The sequence below is a fragment of the Streptodolium elevatio genome, assembly GCF_053592165.1.
In genome coordinates this window covers 88,631-106,648 of record NZ_JBSFVE010000023.1, presented here as the reverse complement: position 1 = coordinate 106,648, position 18,018 = coordinate 88,631, and the positions used below count along the sequence as shown (strand labels likewise).

The following is an 18,018-nucleotide window of genomic DNA, read 5'->3' as shown; positions in this document are numbered from 1 at the left end:
GCCGCCGCAGGTGAGGGACTCAGCCGAAGATGACCGGGTCGACCGCGACCGCCACGAACAGCAGCGTCAGGTACGTGATCGACCAGTGGAACAGGCGCATCTCCTTGAGCTTCGCGCCCGTCTCTTCGGCCTTCGCGCGGCGGTTCAGCGCATGTGCCTCGTACAGCCACGCCACGCCGAGCACCAGGGCCGCCGCCGGGTAGAGCCAGCCGGTGTCGGCGGTCGGCCACAGCAGCAGCGACGTGGCGACCATGACCCAGCTGTAGACCACGATCTGCTTGGCCACGACCTTGTTGCCGGCCACGACCGGCAGCATCGGCACGCCCGCGTTCGCGTAGTCGTCGGCGCACTTCATCGACAGCGGCCAGTAGTGCGGCGGCGTCCAGAAGAAGATGACCATGAACAGCACGAACGGCGCCCAGGCAAGGGAGTTCGTGACCGCGGTCCAGCCGATGAGCACCTGCATGCAGCCCGCGATGCCGCCCCACACGATGTTCTGCGGGGTACGCCGCTTCAGCATCATCGTGTAGACGACGACGTAGTAGAAGATCGCCAGCACCGACAGACCCGCCGACAGCGGGTTGACCAGCACCCAGAACCACACGGTCGAGATCACGCCGAGCGCGGTGGCGAACGCCAGGCACTCGCGCGGCGACACCATGCCGGTCACCAGCGGGCGCCGCTCGGTACGGTGCATCAGCCGGTCGATGTCCCGGTCGAGGTACATGTTGAAGGCGTTTGCACTGCCCGCGGACAGGTAACCGCCGAAGCAGACGACCAGTACGAGGCTCAGGTCCGGCAGCCCTTTGGCGGCCAGGAACATCACCGGAATCGTGCTGATCAGCAGCAGTTCGATGATGCGCGGTTTCGTGAGGGCCACGAACGCGAGGACCCGGGCCGCCGGCGGACGACTGCCGCGGGTAGGTCCCGCGAGCCCGGCCGGTCGGGATTCGACGGCTGTCACGAACACCCCATCAGCAGCGGATTAGAACTAACGGGAAACTGTAGTCCCTCGCTCGCTTGTGAATTGTGCGGGGGGCACGTCCGCGCGGCGTCGGCCGCCGTCGGCCACCCGGCCGGAGTCCTCCACCGCGTGACGTCCCCGGTGCCCCGGTAGGCTCGGCCTTGTGCCGTATACGCCGCGCGGGCGGTAGACCCGCGATTTCGGCGATCAACCGGAGAAACCGGAAGGAGCCCTGACAAGGGTGAGCACCATGCCGACCAACGACAGCAGCGCGCTGGAGTGGACCGATCTCGACAAGCGCGCGGTGGACACGGCTCGTGTCCTCGCGATGGACGCCGTGCAGAAGGTCGGCAACGGCCACCCGGGTACGGCGATGAGCCTCGCACCCGCGGCCTACCTCATCTGGCAGAAGCTCCTCAAGCACGACCCGGTCGACCCCGACTGGGCCGGCCGCGACCGCTTCGTGCTGTCCCCGGGGCACACCAGCCTGACGCTGTACACCCAGCTCTTCCTGTCGGGCTACGGCCTGACGCTGGACGACCTGAAGGCGTTCCGCACCTGGGGCAGCCGTACGCCCGGCCACCCCGAGCACGGCCACACCTCCGGCGTCGAGACCACCACCGGCCCGCTGGGCCAGGGTCTCGCCAACGCGGTGGGCATGGCGATGGCGGCCCGTTACGAGCGCGGTCTGTTCGACCCGGAGGCGCCCGCCGGCACCTCGCCGTTCGACCACACCATCTGGGCGATCGTCTCCGACGGCGACCTGGAAGAGGGCATCTCCGCCGAGGCCAGCTCGCTCGCCGGTCACCAGAAGCTCGGCAACCTCGTCGCGGTGTACGACGACAACCACATCTCGATCGAGGGCGACACCGAGACCGCGTTCAGCGAGGACGTCCTCAAGCGCTACGAGGCCTACGGCTGGCACACCCTGCGCATCGAGCCGCTGCCCAACGGCGACATCGACGTCGACGCGCTGTACGCCGCGCTGCTCGCCGGCCGCGCCGAGACCGGCCGCCCGACGATGATCGCGATGCGCACCACCATCGCGTGGCCCGCGCCGAACGCGCAGAACACCGCCAAGGCGCACGGCTCCGCGCTCGGCGCCGACGAGGTCGCCGCGACCAAGAAGATCCTCGGCTTCGACCCCGAGCAGAGCTTCGAGGTGGCCGACGAGGTCCTCGCGCACGCCCGCAAGGTCGTCGACCGCGGCCGCGCCGCCCGCGCCGAATGGGACACCGCGCTCGACACGTGGCGTGCCGCCAACCCGGAGCGCGCCGCGACCCTCGCGCGCGTCGCCAAGCGGCAGCTGCCCGACGGCTGGGAGCAGGCCCTCCCGGCCTTCGAGACCGGCAAGCCGATGGCCACCCGCAAGGCGTCCGGCAAGGTGCTGGAGGCGCTGGGCGGCGTCATCCCCGAGCTGTGGGGCGGCAGCGCCGACCTCGCCGAGTCGAACAACACCACGATCGACGAGTCCAGCTCGTTCCTGCCGGTCGGCAACGCGCTGAAGTCCGCGGACCCGTACGGCCGCACGATCCACTTCGGCATCCGCGAGCACGCCATGGGCTCGACCATGAACGGCATCGCGCTGCACGGCGGCACCCGCGTGTTCGGCGGCACCTTCCTGGTGTTCTCCGACTACATGCGCCCGGCCGTGCGCCTGGCCGCGCTGATGAAGCTGCCGGTCACGTACGTGTGGACGCACGACTCGATCGGCCTGGGCGAGGACGGCCCGACCCACCAGCCGATCGAGCACATCGCCGCGCTGCGCGCGATCCCCGGCCTCGACGTCGTCCGCCCGGCGGACGCCAACGAGGTGGCCGTCGCGTGGCGCACGATCCTGTCGCACACCGACCGCCCGGCCGGCCTGCTGCTGACCCGCCAGGACGTCCCGACGTTCGAGCGCGACGACCACAACTCGGCCGAGGGCGCCGCCAGGGGCGGCTACATCCTCGCCGAGGCGTCGAAGGGGCTGCCGCAGGTCGTGCTGATCGGCACCGGCTCCGAGGTGCAGCTCGCCGTGCAGGCGCGCGAGACCCTGGAGGCCGAGGGCATCGCGACGCGCGTCGTGTCGATGCCCTCGATCGAGTGGTTCAACGCGCAGGACCAGTCGTACCGCGAGCACGTCATCCCGCCGAACGTGAAGGCGCGCGTCTCGGTCGAGGCCGGTATCGCGCTCGGCTGGCGCGAGATCGTGGGCGACGCCGGAAAGATCGTGTCGCTCGAGCACTTCGGGGCATCCGCTGACTTCAAGACGCTTTTCGCGGAGTTCGGCATCACCGCCGCGGCGGTCGTGACGGCCGCGCGGGAATCCCTGCGCGCCGCGGGCGCTTGAGCCGGACGAGACCGGCTAAAGACATTCAGCGACCACTCGATCGGTCATTCACCGACCACTGAGGAGCGAAAGACATGACGGACAACCTCCGTCGCCTCTCCGCCGAGGGTGTGGCTATCTGGCTCGACGACCTGAGCCGTGCCCGCCTCGACTCCGGCAACCTCGCCGAACTCGTGCGCGACAAGGAGATCGTCGGCGTCACCACGAACCCGGCGATCTTCCAGAAGGCCATCTCGGGCAAGGACGACTACAACGCCCAGCTGCGGGACCTCGCGGTCCGCGAGGTCACGGTCGAAGAAGCCGTGCGCATGATCACCGTGCAGGACGTGCGGCGCGCGTGCGACGTGCTCAAGCCGGTGTACGTGGCGAGCAACCACGTCGACGGCCGCGTGTCGATCGAGGTCGACCCGCGGCTCGCGCACAAGACCGAGCCGACCGTCGCCGAGGCCCGCCAGCTGTGGTGGCTCGTCGACCGCCGGAACCTGTTCATCAAGATCCCGGCGACGAAGGCGGGCCTGCCCGCCATCTCGCAGGCGATCTCCGAGGGCATCAGCGTCAACGTCACGCTGATCTTCTCGCTGGAGCGCTACAAGGCCGTCATGGACGCGTACCTGACCGGCTTGGAGCGCGCCAAGGAGGCCGGCCTCAACCTCGCCGAGGTCGAGTCGGTGGCGTCCTTCTTCGTGTCCCGCGTGGACACCGAGATCGACGGGCGCCTCGACAAGCTCGGCACCGACGAGGCGAAGGCGCTGCGCGGCAAGGCCGGACTGGCCAACGCGCGCTTGGCGTTCGAGGCGTACGAGGAGGTCGTCGCCTCCGACCGCTGGAAGGCGCTGGCCGCCGCGGGGGCCAACCCGCAGCGTCCGCTGTGGGCGTCGACCGGGGTCAAGGACCCGGCCTACAAGGACACGCTGTACGTCGACGAGCTCGTGGTCGCCGGCACCGTGAACACGATGCCGGAGGCCACGCTCGAGGCGGTCGCCGACCACGGCGACATCCACGGCGACGCGGTGCGCGGGACGTACGACGCGGCCCGCGCCGACCTGGCCGCGCTGGAGCAGCTGGGGGTCTCGTACGACGAGGTCGTGCAGCTCCTCGAGGACGAGGGCGTGGAGAAGTTCGAGACCTCGTGGAACGAACTCCTGGACTCCGTGCAGAAGGAGCTCCAGCGCCTGCGCCCGTGAACCGGCGCGTCCCCGGGCCTCGATCCCTCGTCGGAGCCCTATAGCAGCACTCTTCGGTTGTCACGGCCGAACGTCACCCGTTCGGCCGTGACAACCGGGGAAATCCACGCAATCAGGGCATGATTTCAGCAGACTCCACAACACAGGAGGGCTGACCGCCCGTGCAACACGCATTCGACGAACGCGTGGCCGCCGGCGGCGTGGAAGTCACCGTCACCGGTGACCTCGTCCGTGCCGCAGCTGTCCACGACGCCGTCGCGACGTCGATCACCGACAAGGTTCCCGCGCGGCTCGCCGCGTCGGATCCCACCCTGTGGGGACCGGACGCCGAGTCCGAGGCGGCCGTGCGCCTCGGCTGGGTCGGCCTCCCCGCCTCCTCCCGGGCGTTGCTGCCGCAGCTCGCCGAACTCCGCGAGCAGGTCCGCGCCGAAGGACTCGACCACGTGGTCCTGGCCGGGATGGGCGGCTCCTCGCTCGCCCCCGAGGTCGTCGCCGCGGTCCACGGAGTCCCCCTCACCGTCGTCGACACCACCGACGCCGACCAGCTGCGCCGCGCCCTCCGCGAACGCACCGAACGCACCGTCGTCGTGGTCGCCAGCAAGTCCGGCGGCACGATCGAGACCGACAGCCACCGCCGCGCCTTCGAACAGGCGTTCCGCGACGCGGGTCTGACACCGAGCCAGATCGCCGCGCGCATCGTCGTGGTGACCGACCCCGGATCGCCGCTGGAGAAGTCCGCGCGGGAGGCCGGCTACACGGTCGTCCTCGCCGACCCCAATGTGGGCGGGCGCTACTCCGCGCTGACCGCGTTCGGCCTGGTGCCGAGCGCCCTCGCCGGCGCCGACGTGGCACGTCTGCTCGACGAGGCCGCGGCACTCGCCCCGGCCCTCGGCGGTGCCACCGACAACCCCGGGCTGCTGCTCGGCGCCGCACTCGGCGCGGCCGCCGCGTCCGGCCGCGACAAACTCGTCCTTTCCGACGGCGCCGGCCTGCCCGGTTTCGGGGACTGGGCCGAGCAGTTGATCGCGGAGTCCACCGGCAAGCAGGGCCGCGGCATCCTGCCGGTCGTCGTCGAGGGCCCCGACGCGCCCGGCATCGCCGGCCGGGGGCGCGACGCCGTGGTCGCGGCCGTCGGCGCGGGTAGCGGCGACATCACCGCTCCGTCCGCCGCGGCCGATTCGTCCGCCGCACCCGGGACCCCCGACATCGCCGTCACCGGCCCGCTCGGCGCGCAGTTCCTGCTCTGGGAGTACGCCACCGCCGTCGCCGGCCGCATCATCGGCATCGACCCCTTCGACCAGCCCAACGTCCAGGAATCGAAGGACAACACCGCCAAGCTGCTCGACACGCTCGCCGCCGAGGGCACGCTGCCCCAAGGCACCGCGGCGTTCGTCGACGGCGGGACCGCGGTGTACGGCGACGCCGACCTGCTCGGCGACACCGCCACCGTTCAGGACGCCCTGCGCGCGCTGCTCGCGGCCGTACCGGAACGCGGTTACCTGGCGGTCATGGCGTACCTCGACCGCGGCGGTGACACCGGCGCGCCGGACCTGCGCCCGCTGCTCGCCCGCGCGCTCGGCGACCGGCAGGTCACCTTCGGCTGGGCGCCGAGGTTCCTGCACTCGACCGGCCAGTTCCACAAGGGCGGCCCGCAAGTCGGGGCGTTCCTGCAGATCACCAGCGAGGTCACCGGCGACCTGCCGGTGGCTGGCCGCCCGTACACCTTCGCGCAGCTGCAAAAGGCCCAGGCGCTCGGCGACCTCCGCGCGCTCACCGCGCGCGGCCGCCCGGTGCTGCGCCTCCACCTCCTGGACCCCGCCGAAGCCCTGGCAGGTCTGCTGTCCGACGCACGCGCACTGGAGGGTGCCGCATGACACGCTCGCCGGCTGTTTGGCCCGCGAACCCGCTTCGTGACCCGCAGGACCGCCGTCTGCCACGCATCGCGGGGCCGTCCGGCCTGGTGATCTTCGGGGTGACCGGCGACCTGAGCCGCAAGAAGCTGATGCCCGCGATCTACGACCTGGCCAACCGCGGCCTGCTGCCGCCGGGCTTCGCGCTCACCGGCTTCGCCCGCCGCGACTGGGCCGACGAGGACTTCGGCCAGGTCGTGTACGACGCGGTCAAGGCGCACGCCCGCACCCCCTTCCGCGAGGAGGTGTGGCGCCAGCTCTCCGAGGGATTCCGGTTCGTCCAGGGCGACTTCGACGACGACGAGGCGTTCGACCACCTGCGCCAGACGATCGCCGAGCTGGACCAGAAGCAGGGCACGCACGGCAACCACGCCTTCTACCTCTCCGTACCGCCGAAGTTCTTCCCCCTCGTCGTCGCGCAGCTGAAGAAGCACGGCCTCGCCGACCCGCCGCACGCCGACTCGTGGCGGCGGGCGGTCATCGAGAAGCCGTTCGGCCGCGACCTGGAGACGGCGATCGAGCTCAACAACATCGTCGACGACGTCTTCCCGCCCGAGTCGGTCTTCCGCATCGACCACTACCTGGGCAAGGAGACCGTCCAGAACATCCTGGCGCTGCGCTTCGCCAACACGATGTTCGAGCCGCTGTGGAACCGCTCGTACGTCGACCACGTGCAGATCACCATGGCCGAGGACATCGGCATCGGCGGCCGGGCCGGCTACTACGACGGCATCGGCGCGGCGCGCGACGTCATCCAGAACCACCTGCTGCAACTCCTCGCACTGACCGCGATGGAGGAGCCGCAGTCGTTCGAGGCCGACTCGCTGGTGGCCGAGAAGCTCAAGGTGCTCAACTCCATCAAGCTGCCGGACGACCTGGGCAAGCACACCGTGCGCGCGCAGTACACGTCCGGCTGGCAGGGCGGTGAGCAGGTCTGCGGCTACCTGGAGGAGGACGGCATCTCGGCGTCGTCGCGCACCGACACGTACGCGGCCATAAAGCTGGAGATCGAGAACCGCCGCTGGGCGGGCGTGCCGTTCTACCTGCGCACCGGCAAGCGCCTCGGCCGCCGCGTCACCGAGATCGCCGTCGTGTTCCAGCGCGCCCCGCACCTGCCGTTCGACGAGACCGCGACCGAGGAGCTGGGGCAGAACGCGCTGGTGATCCGGGTGCAGCCGGACGAGGGCATGACGCTGCGGTTCGGCTCCAAGGTGCCCGGCACCGCGATGGAGGTCCGGGACGTCAACATGGACTTCGCGTACGGCGAGTCCTTCACCGAGTCGAGTCCGGAGGCGTACGAGCGCCTGCTGCTCGACGTACTCCTCGGCGACGCCCCGCTGTTCCCGCGCTGGGAGGAGGTCGAGGCGTCCTGGAAGATCCTCGACCCGATCGAGAAGTACTGGGACAAGCACGGCAAGCCCGACACCTATGTCTCCGGGACGTGGGGCCCCGAGGCAGCCGACCAAATGCTCGCACGTGACGGACGGAGCTGGCGCCGCCCATGATGATCGACCTGATCGACACGAAATCCAGTGCCGTCAACGCGGCGCTGGTCGACGCGCGGCACGCCATCGGGTCACCCGCCCTCGGCATGGTGCTCACGATGGTCATCGTCACCGACGAGAGCAACCAGTACGACGCCATGAAGGCCGCCGTCGAGGCGGCCCGCGAGCACCCCTCGCGCATCCTCGTGGTCATCGGCCGCCCCGGACCGGACATCCCGCCGCGCCTCGACGCCGAGGTGCGTGTGGGTGACGCGGGTGCGGGCGAGACGGTGGTCCTGCGGCTGCACGGCGAACTGGCCGAGCACGCCGAGTCGGTGTGCCTGCCGCTGCTGCTGCCGGACGCCCCGGTGGTGGTGTGGTGGCCGGGCAAGGCACCGGAGACGGCCAGCAAGGACCCGCTCGGCGTGCTCGCGCAGCGCAGGATCACCGACGCGGTCGCGGCGCCCCGGCGCACCGACTGGCTGGAGATCCGTGCGTCCGGCTACGTGCCCGGCGACACCGACCTCGCGTGGACGCGCACCACGACGTGGCGCAGCCTGCTGGCCGCCGCGCTCGACCAGCGCTACGAGCGGATCACCGGTGCCTCGGTCGAGGCCAAGGCGGGCAACCCGAGTGCCGAACTGCTCGCGCTGTGGCTGTCCGACCGCCTGAAGGTCCCGGTGGAGCGCGTCGTCTCGGCCGGCCCCGGCATCACCGCGGTACGCCTGACCACCGTGCAGGGCGACATCGCGATCACCCGGCCCGACGGCGTGCTGGCCACGCTGTCCACGCCGGGCCAGCCGGACCGGCACGTCGCCCTCAAGCGGCGTGACGCGGCCGAGCTGATCGCCGAGGAGCTGCGCCGACTCGACCCGGACGACGTCTACGCCACCACGCTCGCGCACGCGGCGGAGGAGGCCAAGGCGGCCGGCAAGTCCGCCGACCCGTCCGACGCCGCCGCGGAGGCGGCCGCGAACGAGCAGTCGTCGGTGGCGCTCGCCGCGCTGCCCGGCGGCCCGACGATGGCGGACACCGCGGACGTCGCGAAGCCGGCGGCGAAGCGGGCGGCCTCGCGTACGTCCGGAGGCGGGTCGAACGCGCCGAACCCGTCCGGTGCCACGAAGAAGACCGCGAAGTCCGCGAACTCGCGTTCGTCGTCTTCGTCTTCCTCGTCGTCGTCCTCGTCCCGGTCGCCGCGCAAGCGCTCCGGCGGTGGTTCGTCGTGACCGCGACGCCCGCGGTCCTGATCCACGCGGACGGCACGCTCCTCGCCCGCGCGGCGGCGGCCCGGCTCATCACCCGGCTCGTCGACGCGCAGGCCGCCCGGGGGGTGGCGCACATCGTGCTCACCGGCGGCCGCAACGGCAACGCGCTGATGCGTGAACTGGCCGAGTCCCCGGCCCGGGACGCGGTCGACTGGGCGCACGTCCACGTGTGGTGGGGCGACGAGCGGTTCCTGCCGAGCGGCGACCCGGACCGCAACGAGACGCAGGCCCGCGCCGAACTGCTCGACAAGCTGCCGCTCACCCCGGAGTTCGTGCACCCCATGCCGGCCTCCGACGGGCCGGACGGCGGCGACCCGGAGGCCGCGGCGGCCCGCTACGCGGCGGAACTGGCCGTCGCGGCACGGGCGGAGACGGCGGGGGAACGGGGCGGGGTGGACGTCCCGTCCTTCGACGTCGCGATGTTCGGCGTCGGCCCGGACACCCATGTCGCCTCGCTGTTCCCGGAGTTGCCCGCGGTGCAGGAGACCGCGCGGACCGTGGTGGCGGTACGCGGGGCCCCGAAGCCGCCGCCGACCCGGATCACCCTGACGTTCCCGGCGATCCGTACCGCCAAGGACGTCTGGCTGCTGGCCGCGGGCGAGGACAAGGCGTCGGCCGTGCGGATCGCCCTCGCGGGCGGCGGCGACAAGCAGGTCCCCGCGGCGGGCGCGTACGGCCGCCGCAACACCCTGTGGATACTGGACCGTTCCGCGGCCGCGCAGCTGCCGCCCGGTCTGAACCGCATCGCGTCGCCTTAGCGGGCGGAGACGAACAGGTGGGGCGGCTCCCGGAGTTCCGGGAGCCGCCCCACGCGTGTCTGCCGGTGCTCCAGGTACCCGGACTCCAGGTACCGGGAGTGGGCGCGGTCAGGACAGGCGGAGGCGTCCCCGGTGCGGCTTGGCGGGGAACTCGGCGGTCTCCAGGCGGAGTCCGAAGGGCTCCGGGATCGTGATCGGGTCGCCATAGGTGACGGTGTGGTGGGCGAGGTAGTCGCCGTGCTGCGGGTCGGTGTAGAGCGTGACGAGGGCGAGCAGCGGGTCGACGAGCAGGTAGAGCGGGACGCCTTCGCTCGCGTACAGCAGGCGCTTGGGTTCGCGGTCGTTCCTGATGCTGGACTCGGAGCCGACCTCGACGACGAGTTCGACGATGTCCATGGAGTGGAAGCGCAGGTCCGCGTCCAGCGCCTTGTCCGGGACGACGGTCAGGTCCGGGATCGGCTCGTCGCCGGTGGCCGGGCATCGGTAGCGGATGCCGCCGATGGGCCGGTGGTCGGCGGGGCACGCGGCCTGGAGTTGGCGGCGGACCTGGTCGACGGTGAGCGCGTGGCGGCCGCGCATGAGCGGTGACATGACGATGACTCCCCCGAGGATCTCCGCCCGGAGCGAGTCCGGGACATCGAAAGCGTGCAGAAGCTCTGAGAGCGAACTGTCGGAATGGCGGACAGCGATCATCGAATCCTCCGGTCGAGTGATCGGAATGTGATCGTCCGTCGACAGAAGGTAGTGGCGAAAGGGTGGCGCGTCCGGGTGTTCGAGTGACGTCACCCGTTTGGCCTAACGCTGCTGTCCGCCCGGCCCGCAAGGGAGTTCCGGGGGCGGCTGCCGGTCGGCGGTGAGCCGACGTCAGGTCGGTCGGCGCCTGTCAGCGGGCGCCTTCTCGGTCGGTGCCTGTCGGTCGGTGCCTGTCGGCCGGTGCCTGTCGGCCGGTGCCTGTCGGCCGGTGCCTGTCGCCCGGTGCCTGTCGGCCGGCGCCGGTTGGTCGGTGTCGGCCAGTCAGTCGGCGGTGCCGAGTGCGGGGATCGGGTACGGGCCGTGGTTCAGGTCCACGCCCGCCCGCACCTTGGTCTCGGCGACGCCGCCTTCGGACCAGATGTGGCACGTACCGCGGATCGGCGCGACCACCCGTTCGACGACGTCCGCGGGGAGGGGGTGCAGGCCGGGGCGGGGGACCGGGTTCGCCTCGAGACGCGCCCTGGCGTGGCAGGACATGACGCTCTGGAACACCGCGGACCCGAGCGCGCGGGACAGCTCGAACAGGTGGGAGCACCCCGAGACACCTCGGAACCCCTCCTGGAGCCGGGAGTTGAAGCCCGCACCCACCCGCATCCCGACCAGTTCCCCGAACTTCGGTGCGATCAGCGGGCATTCGGCGTGCGGGAAGCTGTGCATGCCGGCGTCGGCCGCGGTGATGACCATGTCGGACTTGCGGACGCGTACGTCCAACTGCATGTGGTGCAGCACCGCCCGCCCGTCGGTCTGCCAGGGCCGCTCGTCGCGCAGGTACGCGGTCACCAACAGGTCGCCGCCTTCCTCGAACGCGTCGAAGGTCAGCGTGCGGCGGTGCACCGGGAGCGGCACCCGCTCCGTGCCGCCCGTCTCCCGCGCCGCGGTCCCGCCGGTCGTCCCGTTCATCCCCGCCCCCTCCTGCGCCCCGGACGTCCGGTGGCGCGGCTTCGGCTCCTCACCGCAGTTTGCCTGACTGATACAACTATCCCGCCACCGGGGTGCCGATGACGGGATAGTCGATGCTCACGTTCCCGTGGTCGTGGCCGTGGGAGTGCGGCGGCTCAGCGGGCGGGTGCCACCCCCAGGAGCTCCAGGACGTCGGCGTCGCCCCGGTCCTGGAGCCGCTTGAGGACGGCCTTCAGGTCGCAGTTCGCGTCGAGCCCCAGCCGGGCGCCCAGCAGGGCGGGCAGGTTGACCTGGTCGGGGACGGGGTCGACGCCGGTGTGCCGCAGCGCACGCGCCCAGCGCGGCAGCCGCAGCTTGCCGTCGCCGGCCAGCAGCCGCGTCTCCAGGCGCCCCGGCCGCACCGAGCCGATGAACACCATGTCGCCGTCCTCGGCGCCGAGTCCGGCCAGGATGGCGCGCAGCGAGACGCAGTACGGCTCCCGCTCCCACCGCAGCGCGGCGGGACCCGCGGCGTGGTGCAGGCGCAGCCCCTGGTCCGGACGCAGGCCGAGGGACAGTACGAACTGCGGCGGCAGCGGCAGGCGTTCGCCGTCGATCAGCGGCATGTCGACGTCCACCCGGTACCACCAGACGCCCTGGTCGTCGCGGAAGCAGCGGGCCGCTTCGCCGGGATCGGCGTCCGGGTCCGGTTCCGCCGGCGCGGCGGCCGAGCCGGGCGCGGTCCAGGACGGCATGCCGGGTTCCGAGCCGAACGCGGCCTCGGGACCGGTCCCGGAGCCCGTTCCGGATCCCGGGTCGGGGTCGGGACGCGCCGCCTCCACGGTGGCCGCGGCCGCCTCGTTCTCGCCCGTCTCCGGGACCGCCGCGGCCTCGCCCGACTCGTCGCGCGGCCACGGGCGTACGACGCCGTCCGCGATCTCGAAGCCGTCGAGCCGGGCGATCCACGCCTCGCGCACCTTGACGCGCACGCCCAGTGCGGACAGCGGCGGTTCGAGGGCCGCCAGTGGGACGGAGCCGTCGCGTTCGCACGCGGCTCCGACGATCTCCGAGGTGCGCGACTCCAGTTCACCGGGCGCGCCGGCGGTGATCCACCCGTCGGCGGACGTGTTGAGGTCGAGCAGGCCGCGTACGACCTGCCACAATTGCACGCCGAGCCCCGGCACCGACGCGCTGTGCCGGTCGTCGAGTTCGCGGAGTTCGGCGACCGTGGCCACCGGGCCGAGGCTGTCGCGCACGTAGGCGAGGTGTTCGCGCACCTGGCTTCCGCCCGGCTCGTCCAGCTGCGCGTGCAGGTGCTGTCGCAACGCCCGTTCCAGCGCCGCGACCTCCGCCGTGTCCTTGTCGAACTCGGCCGCGATGGACGAGAGTTCGCGCGGGCTGTCGGTGAACAGCCGGTCCCGGGCGAGGGTTCGCCAGCGCGGTTCGCGGCCGGAGAACCACCCCGCGAGCACCATGACGATGTTGGCGGAGACGGGGGCGGGGGCGTCGTCGGAGTCGGTGTAAGACGACGCGCCCTCGACGGAGTCCGTACCGTGATCGATTGCGGTGGCCGCACCGGCGTCCGCTCCCGCGCCGCCCGTATCGGCCACGTCGCCACCCGACACCGGCGGCGCCGTCGTGGGGCGCGGCGGGATGGGCGGCGGCTGCGTCGGCTTCGGCGGGATCACGATGTCCGGGACGGCACCGGCCGGTTGCTGCGTCTCCGGCAGCGCGGACGCCTCCGAGTGCGCGGCGGCCTCCGAGCGTGCCGCCTTCTCCGCCCGTGCCGCCTCGGCCCGGGCGGCCGCCGCGGCCTTCGCGGCGGCGGCTTCGGCGCGCGGGTCGCGGGCGTCCGGGACGGCTTCCGCGGTGTCGGCGGCGATGGGCCGGGAGTCGACCTCGACCGTCACCTCGTCGTCCGTGTCGCCGGCACCCGCGTCGTCGCCGGCACCCGCAGTGCCGCTGTCGCCGCCTTGACCCGGCAGTGCCTTGGCGCCACCGCCGCGGATCCACGACGGACCGACGCCGAGCGACGTCGGGTCCAGTACCTCGTCCGCGTCCCACTCGGACTGTGAATCCGGCTGTGCCTCGGTGTGCTTACCGGACTGCGGGTGGAACGCCGGGGGAGATGCGAACACCTCGGGTTCCCGGGATCGCGCGGCGGACGGCACCGGGATGTCGTCGCGCGTCGACGGCGGGATCTCGCCGAACGCGTCGACCGAACGTTCCGCGGCGTCGCGGCCGTCCCGCGGTTCGGACCGCGGCTCGTCGCGCGGCGCGGGCTGCGCGGGCAGGTCCTCGCGCGTGGCGGGCGGGATCTCGCCGAAGGCGTCCATGGCGTCGTCGGCGGGCTCCCGCGGCGCTTCGGGGCGTACGGCGCGGTCCTCGCGGGTGGCGGGAGGCACCTCGCCGAAGCCGTCGAACGCGCCGCCGCAGGGGTGCGCGCCGGAGTCCTCCGAGTCGTCCCGACGCTCCGAATCCGCGGCGTGGTCCGGGTGGCCGGCGCCGTCGTCGATGCCCTCGTCACCGCCGTCGGCGGGGGTGACGGTGGGCATGGCGAGCATCGTCAGGTCGTCCGCACCCACCGGCGGCACGCGCGGCGGCTCGGAGGTGGCCGCGGGCATCGCCAGCATGGTCAGGTCGTCCGCGCCGAACGCCGGGCGCGCGTCCCGCTCGGGCTCCCCGCGGCTGTCGGACCAGGCGTCCGACGCCGAGCCGGACTCGGGCTCGTCGTCGGCGGCGGTGTCGGGTGCGAAGGCGGCGTCGTCCGGGCGTACGGCGCCGAGCATCGCGGTCATCTCGGGGGCGTTGTAGGGGTCCTCCAACTCGGCGCCGGGCACCGCGAGGGCGTCCTCGGAGACGTCCAGCCCCTCGGGCAGCAGGGTCTCCGGCACCAGCGAGGTCAGGCGCAACAGCGCCGTGCGCACCTCCGGAGGTGCGCCCTCGATACCGACGACGGCCACGGTCTCCAGCGTCACGCGGGCGAGTTCGGACATCAGCGGGACGTCCGGCGCCTCCTCGGCGAGCCAGCGCACGACGTCACCGAGGTCGCCGGTCGGCGGGGCGGGCATGCTGACCGGCCGCAGCTCGTCCTCGATCGCGTCGAGGAGGTCGCTGACCGGTTCGAGGCCGGAGTCCGCGGACGGGTCACCGTAACCGGCGTACGCGGACTGCGCCTCGTGCGCGACCGACGGCGGCTCCGGCTCCGGTTCGGTGTCCGCCGCCGGCTCGGCGACGGGTGTGACGGGCGGCCGCTTGCTGATCCGGATACCGCGCGGAGACGGCGCCGAAACGGGTGCCTCCGCGAGGGCCTCGGCGGCACTTTCCGCGGCCTCCGCCGGAGTCTCGCCGGAGCCGCCCGCGATGGAGGCGTCGACGGATCCTTCCCCGGATTCTTCCACACGTTCTTCCGCGGGCCCCGCCACGGAATCCGCAACGGAGTCGTCTGCCGCGCCGTCGGGCACGGCCGGCGCGCCCACGGTGCGTGCGTCGTCGGGCAGCAGCCCCAGGACCTCCGCGAACAACTGGGAGATCACCGGGCGCACGGTCGACGTGCCGATCTGGGTCCAGTCGCCGATCTCCTGCACGGTCGCGGTCAGCAGGTCCGCCCAGTCGGGCGTCCTGACCAGGACGTTCGTGCGGGCGGCGTCGGGCCACTGGGAGAGCCGGAAGTCGTTGCGGGCGAGCCACGCCGCCGGGAGCAGGTCGCCGAGGCGCAGGTGGCGGAGCTCGCCGTACGCCAGGTCCGCCAGCCGGTCGGGGAGTTCGGCCGCGCCGATCGCGTCGACGGCGCGCGAGATCGGCACGCTCGTCCACCACGCGGGCGGCAGGCCCGGGTGGCCCAGATGCCGGTCCACGCGGTCGGGGGGCAGGAAGCGCAGGGCCGGGACGAAGTCGGCCAGGGTGGCCTCAAGCCGTGGCTGCATGCGGATCCTCCGTGACGCGGACTCTTCTGTTGCCGCTTCTCGTGCCGACGGTAGCGCCCGCGCAGCGTGTCGGCACAGGGCGGTCGTACCGTACGCACCACCCGGCAAGCGGGACGTCGCAGCGCGCCGGTTGGTTCCCGGCACGGAGCCGACCGGGGCAGGTCAGAGCCGACGCGGGGGTCGGCCGGCGGCCGGATTTCGCGGCCTCAGGAACCGTCCCCGGGCCGCGCGGATCCGTCCGCGGCGGCTTCCGTACCGCCGCCCCCGGCCGGTGCGGCGGCCGGTGCCGCGGCCGGGACTGTGCGGCGGATCACCACGACGCCCTTGTCCAGGTCGATCGGCCCGGGGCCGCCCTGCTCGTGGTCGTCGTCGCGGGCGAGCGCGAGTCGGTTGTGCTCGTCGTTGGTGTGCTTGCGCCCCGGACTGAACAACTCCTCGAAGATGCCGCCTATCACGTGGCGCGCTCCCGCCGGTAGAGCGCCACGACGTGGCGCGGTGACTCTCTCCCTGCCACGGTACGCGCCGTCGCCACCCCGGTGCGCCGGGCGTGCGCCCCCGGTTCCGGACCACCACCCGTGCACCTGCCGGGCGTGCCTCGTCCGTGTCTGTTACCGCCAACGAGGTTTCGCGCGCCCCGCACAAGTCGATCTCACATACAAGGGAATCGAGGATCCGTCCGAGTGCACGGCGAGCAGCACGATCCGGCGATCAGGGGGAGCTGTGGGCGAGACCGCACCGCTGCGGCAGCACGGGGAGTCCAGATCCGACACACCGAATCCGGTCCACACACAGGTCCACTCGTCGACCGCACCGCCCATCCCGGCCCAGGCGACCGCGGCCGGAGGTGCCCCGGGCCGGCATCCGGGGCAGGCGCAGCACCCGGTGCCGGCGGTCCCGCAGGGCTCCGCATCCATGGTCTTCTCGCTGTGTCTGCCCGCGACGGTCGAGGCGGTCCCGCGTGCGCGGCACGCGCTACGCGGGTCGATACGGGGTGAGATACCGGGCGAACCGCTCGACGTCCTCGAACTCCTGGTCTCCGAACTCGTCACCAACGCCGTGCAGCACTCGCCGCAGTCGACCACCGTCACCGTCGAGGTGCTGCGCGGCGATCGCACGATCCGGATCGCGGTGACCGACGCGGGGGCGCTGCTGCCGCGCCCGCGCCGGGCGAAGTCGGTCGCCGAGGCCTCCGCGGACGAGCACGGGCGCGGCCTGCTGCTGGTGGAGGCCCTCGCGGAGTCGTGGGGCAGCCGTCCGGTGCCGGGCGGCAAGGTCGTGTGGTGCGACGTCGACGTGCTCCGGGACTGAACACGTGCCGCCGGGCCGACAGGGCCCGATGCGCTCGTGGGCCACGTCGGGCTCGCGGGCACATCACGGGGGCGCCGGTACGCCGTGCAGGGCTTGCCGCGCACCCCTGAGCGGACGACGCGTCAGATCCGGCCCGCGAACGTGTCGCACGAGGCCATGTCGCCCGTGCGGTACCCCTGGGTGAACCACTGCTGCCGCTGCGCCGCCGAACCGTGCGTCCAGCTCTCCGGGTTCACCCGCCCCTGGAACTCCTGCTGGATGCGGTCGTCGCCGACCGCGGCGGCGGCGTCGAGGCCGTCGGCGATGTCCTGGTCGGTCAGCTGCGTGATGAGCGGCGCAGTACCGTCCGGCTGCGGCCGGGTGGCGTTCTTCGCCCACACGCCGGCGTAACAGTCGGCCTGGAGTTCGAGGCGTACGGCACCGCTCTGCGGTCCCTGCCGGTCGTTGCCGACCTTCGCCATCTGGCCGGTGAGGTTCTGGATGTGGTGGCCGTACTCGTGCGCGATCACGTACGCCTCGGCGAACGGCCCGCCCTTCGCGCCGAACTTGGTGCGCAGGTCGTCGAAGAAGCCCAGGTCGATGTAGACCTTCCGGTCGGCCGGGCAGTAGAACGGGCCGACCGCCGAGGTCGCGCCGCCGCACGCGGTGCCGACCGAGCCGCTGAAGAACCGGGTCGGCGCGGCCGTGTAGCGGCCGCCGCGGGCCGTGAACTCGCCGTCCCAGTAGCCCTGCGCGCTGTTGACCACGCCGACGACGCGGCAGTCGTCGCGCGCGTTGGCGTCCCGCCCGGAACGGCAGGAGTCGGCGAGCGCCTGGTTGTCGGCCGGGATGTCGCTGCCGCCCCCGCCGCCGTCCGCGAGGCCGAGTTGGTCCGGGCTGATGCCGAAGATCAGCGCGACGATGGCGACCAGGATCCCGGCGCCGCCGCCGATCTTGAGGCCGGGGCCGCGCAGCCCGCCGCCACCGCCTCGGGAGCCCCGGGAGTCCTCGATCTGCGACGTGTCGAGATTGGCGTCGTCGTTGAACTGCATGGGACCACCCGTCGTCCGGCGGAGATCAACATCCCTTTTGTCAGAATTTAAAGGTGCTCCGTGCCGGCGGCATGCGCAGCACCCGGACCACCCGTCGCCCGCCCGACGCGGTGGAGGCGCGGTCGTGGCGCGACGGGTGGCGACCGGCGTACGGCGGGTCTCCGGCTAGACTGACGCGTATGGTCGTGAGGGCTTTCAATCCGCTGCGTGACCGCGGGGTGCAT

13 protein-coding genes are annotated in these 18,018 nt (G+C 72.5%); 7 read left to right on the top strand and 6 right to left on the bottom strand.

Annotated elements, in window-relative coordinates; all coding sequences use genetic code 11:
* Nucleotides 1–19 precede the first annotated feature (19 nt).
* Nucleotides 20–964 (bottom strand): heme o synthase, encoded by a 945-nt coding sequence (locus ACWD12_RS33110; RefSeq protein WP_435838978.1) that lies wholly within the window; start codon nt 962–964, stop codon nt 20–22.
* A 241-nt stretch (nt 965–1,205) separates the two neighbouring features.
* On the opposite strand from ACWD12_RS33110, the gene tkt reads away from it, so the two are divergent.
* The 6 genes from tkt (at nt 1,206) to pgl (ending at nt 9,897) form a co-directional block, all read left to right on the top strand.
* Complete coding sequence (gene tkt, locus ACWD12_RS33105; protein ID WP_450102651.1) at nt 1,206–3,296, top strand: transketolase; 2,091 nt, start codon at nt 1,206–1,208, stop codon at nt 3,294–3,296.
* A gap of 74 nt (nt 3,297–3,370) precedes the next feature.
* A complete protein-coding gene (gene tal, locus ACWD12_RS33100; protein ID WP_450102650.1) occupies nt 3,371–4,480 on the top strand; it encodes a transaldolase in 1,110 nt (369 codons plus the stop codon).
* 161 nt (nt 4,481–4,641) lie between these two features.
* On the top strand, nt 4,642–6,354 hold the full coding sequence (locus ACWD12_RS33095; protein WP_450102649.1) for a glucose-6-phosphate isomerase: 1,713 nt from the start codon (nt 4,642–4,644) through the stop codon (nt 6,352–6,354).
* A complete protein-coding gene (zwf, locus tag ACWD12_RS33090; RefSeq protein WP_358348725.1) occupies nt 6,351–7,895 on the top strand; it encodes a glucose-6-phosphate dehydrogenase in 1,545 nt (514 codons plus the stop codon). Before ACWD12_RS33095 ends, zwf begins: the two co-directional genes overlap by 4 nt.
* Complete coding sequence (gene opcA / locus ACWD12_RS33085) at nt 7,892–9,100, top strand: glucose-6-phosphate dehydrogenase assembly protein OpcA (protein WP_450102648.1); 1,209 nt, start codon at nt 7,892–7,894, stop codon at nt 9,098–9,100. Before zwf ends, opcA begins: the two co-directional genes overlap by 4 nt.
* A complete protein-coding gene (gene pgl / locus ACWD12_RS33080; RefSeq protein WP_358348719.1) occupies nt 9,097–9,897 on the top strand; it encodes a 6-phosphogluconolactonase in 801 nt (266 codons plus the stop codon). Before opcA ends, pgl begins: the two co-directional genes overlap by 4 nt.
* A 108-nt stretch (nt 9,898–10,005) precedes the next feature.
* Here pgl and ACWD12_RS33075 read toward each other — a convergent pair whose 3' ends face one another.
* The 4 genes from ACWD12_RS33075 to ACWD12_RS33060 all read right to left on the bottom strand — a co-directional run bounded on the left by ACWD12_RS33075 (nt 10,006) and on the right by ACWD12_RS33060 (nt 15,910).
* A complete protein-coding gene (locus ACWD12_RS33075) occupies nt 10,006–10,590 on the bottom strand; it encodes a Uma2 family endonuclease (RefSeq protein ID WP_358348716.1) in 585 nt (194 codons plus the stop codon).
* A 321-nt stretch (nt 10,591–10,911) separates the two neighbouring features.
* Complete coding sequence (locus tag ACWD12_RS33070) at nt 10,912–11,550, bottom strand: DUF2889 domain-containing protein (RefSeq protein WP_450102647.1); 639 nt, start codon at nt 11,548–11,550, stop codon at nt 10,912–10,914.
* A gap of 155 nt (nt 11,551–11,705) precedes the next feature.
* The gene (locus ACWD12_RS33065) at nt 11,706–15,455 is read right to left on the bottom strand and encodes a hypothetical protein (protein ID WP_450102646.1); all 3,750 of its coding nucleotides are present in this window, start codon (nt 15,453–15,455) and stop codon (nt 11,706–11,708) included.
* A gap of 206 nt (nt 15,456–15,661) precedes the next feature.
* Nucleotides 15,662–15,910 carry a DUF6191 domain-containing protein gene (locus tag ACWD12_RS33060; RefSeq protein WP_450102645.1) on the bottom strand — a complete coding sequence of 83 codons (249 nt, stop codon included), beginning with the start codon at nt 15,908–15,910 and terminating at the stop codon, nt 15,662–15,664.
* A gap of 265 nt (nt 15,911–16,175) precedes the next feature.
* Here ACWD12_RS33060 and ACWD12_RS33055 point away from each other — a divergent pair, with 265 nt between their 5' ends.
* On the top strand, nt 16,176–16,763 hold the full coding sequence (locus ACWD12_RS33055) for an ATP-binding protein (RefSeq protein ID WP_358348705.1): 588 nt from the start codon (nt 16,176–16,178) through the stop codon (nt 16,761–16,763).
* Nucleotides 16,764–16,885: 122 nt separating this feature from the next.
* On the opposite strand, the gene ypfJ is transcribed toward ACWD12_RS33055, so the two are convergent.
* Nucleotides 16,886–17,794 carry a KPN_02809 family neutral zinc metallopeptidase gene (gene ypfJ, locus ACWD12_RS33050; RefSeq protein WP_358348703.1) on the bottom strand — a complete coding sequence of 303 codons (909 nt, stop codon included), beginning with the start codon at nt 17,792–17,794 and terminating at the stop codon, nt 16,886–16,888.
* Between the last annotated feature and the right edge of the window lie 224 nt (nt 17,795–18,018).

Excerpts from the sequence above, each read along its gene's own strand:
- ACWD12_RS33065 (WP_450102646.1), bottom strand. The coding sequence starts at position 15,455 with ATGCAGCCACGGCTTGAGGCCACCCTGGCCGACTTCGTCCCGGCCCTG.
- ypfJ (WP_358348703.1), bottom strand. The coding sequence starts at position 17,794 with ATGCAGTTCAACGACGACGCCAATCTCGACACGTCGCAGATCGAGGAC.
- zwf (WP_358348725.1), top strand. The coding sequence starts at position 6,351 with ATGACACGCTCGCCGGCTGTTTGGCCCGCGAACCCGCTTCGTGACCCG.
- tal (WP_450102650.1), top strand. The coding sequence starts at position 3,371 with ATGACGGACAACCTCCGTCGCCTCTCCGCCGAGGGTGTGGCTATCTGG.
- opcA (WP_450102648.1), top strand. The coding sequence starts at position 7,892 with ATGATGATCGACCTGATCGACACGAAATCCAGTGCCGTCAACGCGGCG.
- ACWD12_RS33070 (WP_450102647.1), bottom strand. The coding sequence starts at position 11,550 with ATGAACGGGACGACCGGCGGGACCGCGGCGCGGGAGACGGGCGGCACG.
- ACWD12_RS33075 (WP_358348716.1), bottom strand. The coding sequence starts at position 10,590 with ATGATCGCTGTCCGCCATTCCGACAGTTCGCTCTCAGAGCTTCTGCAC.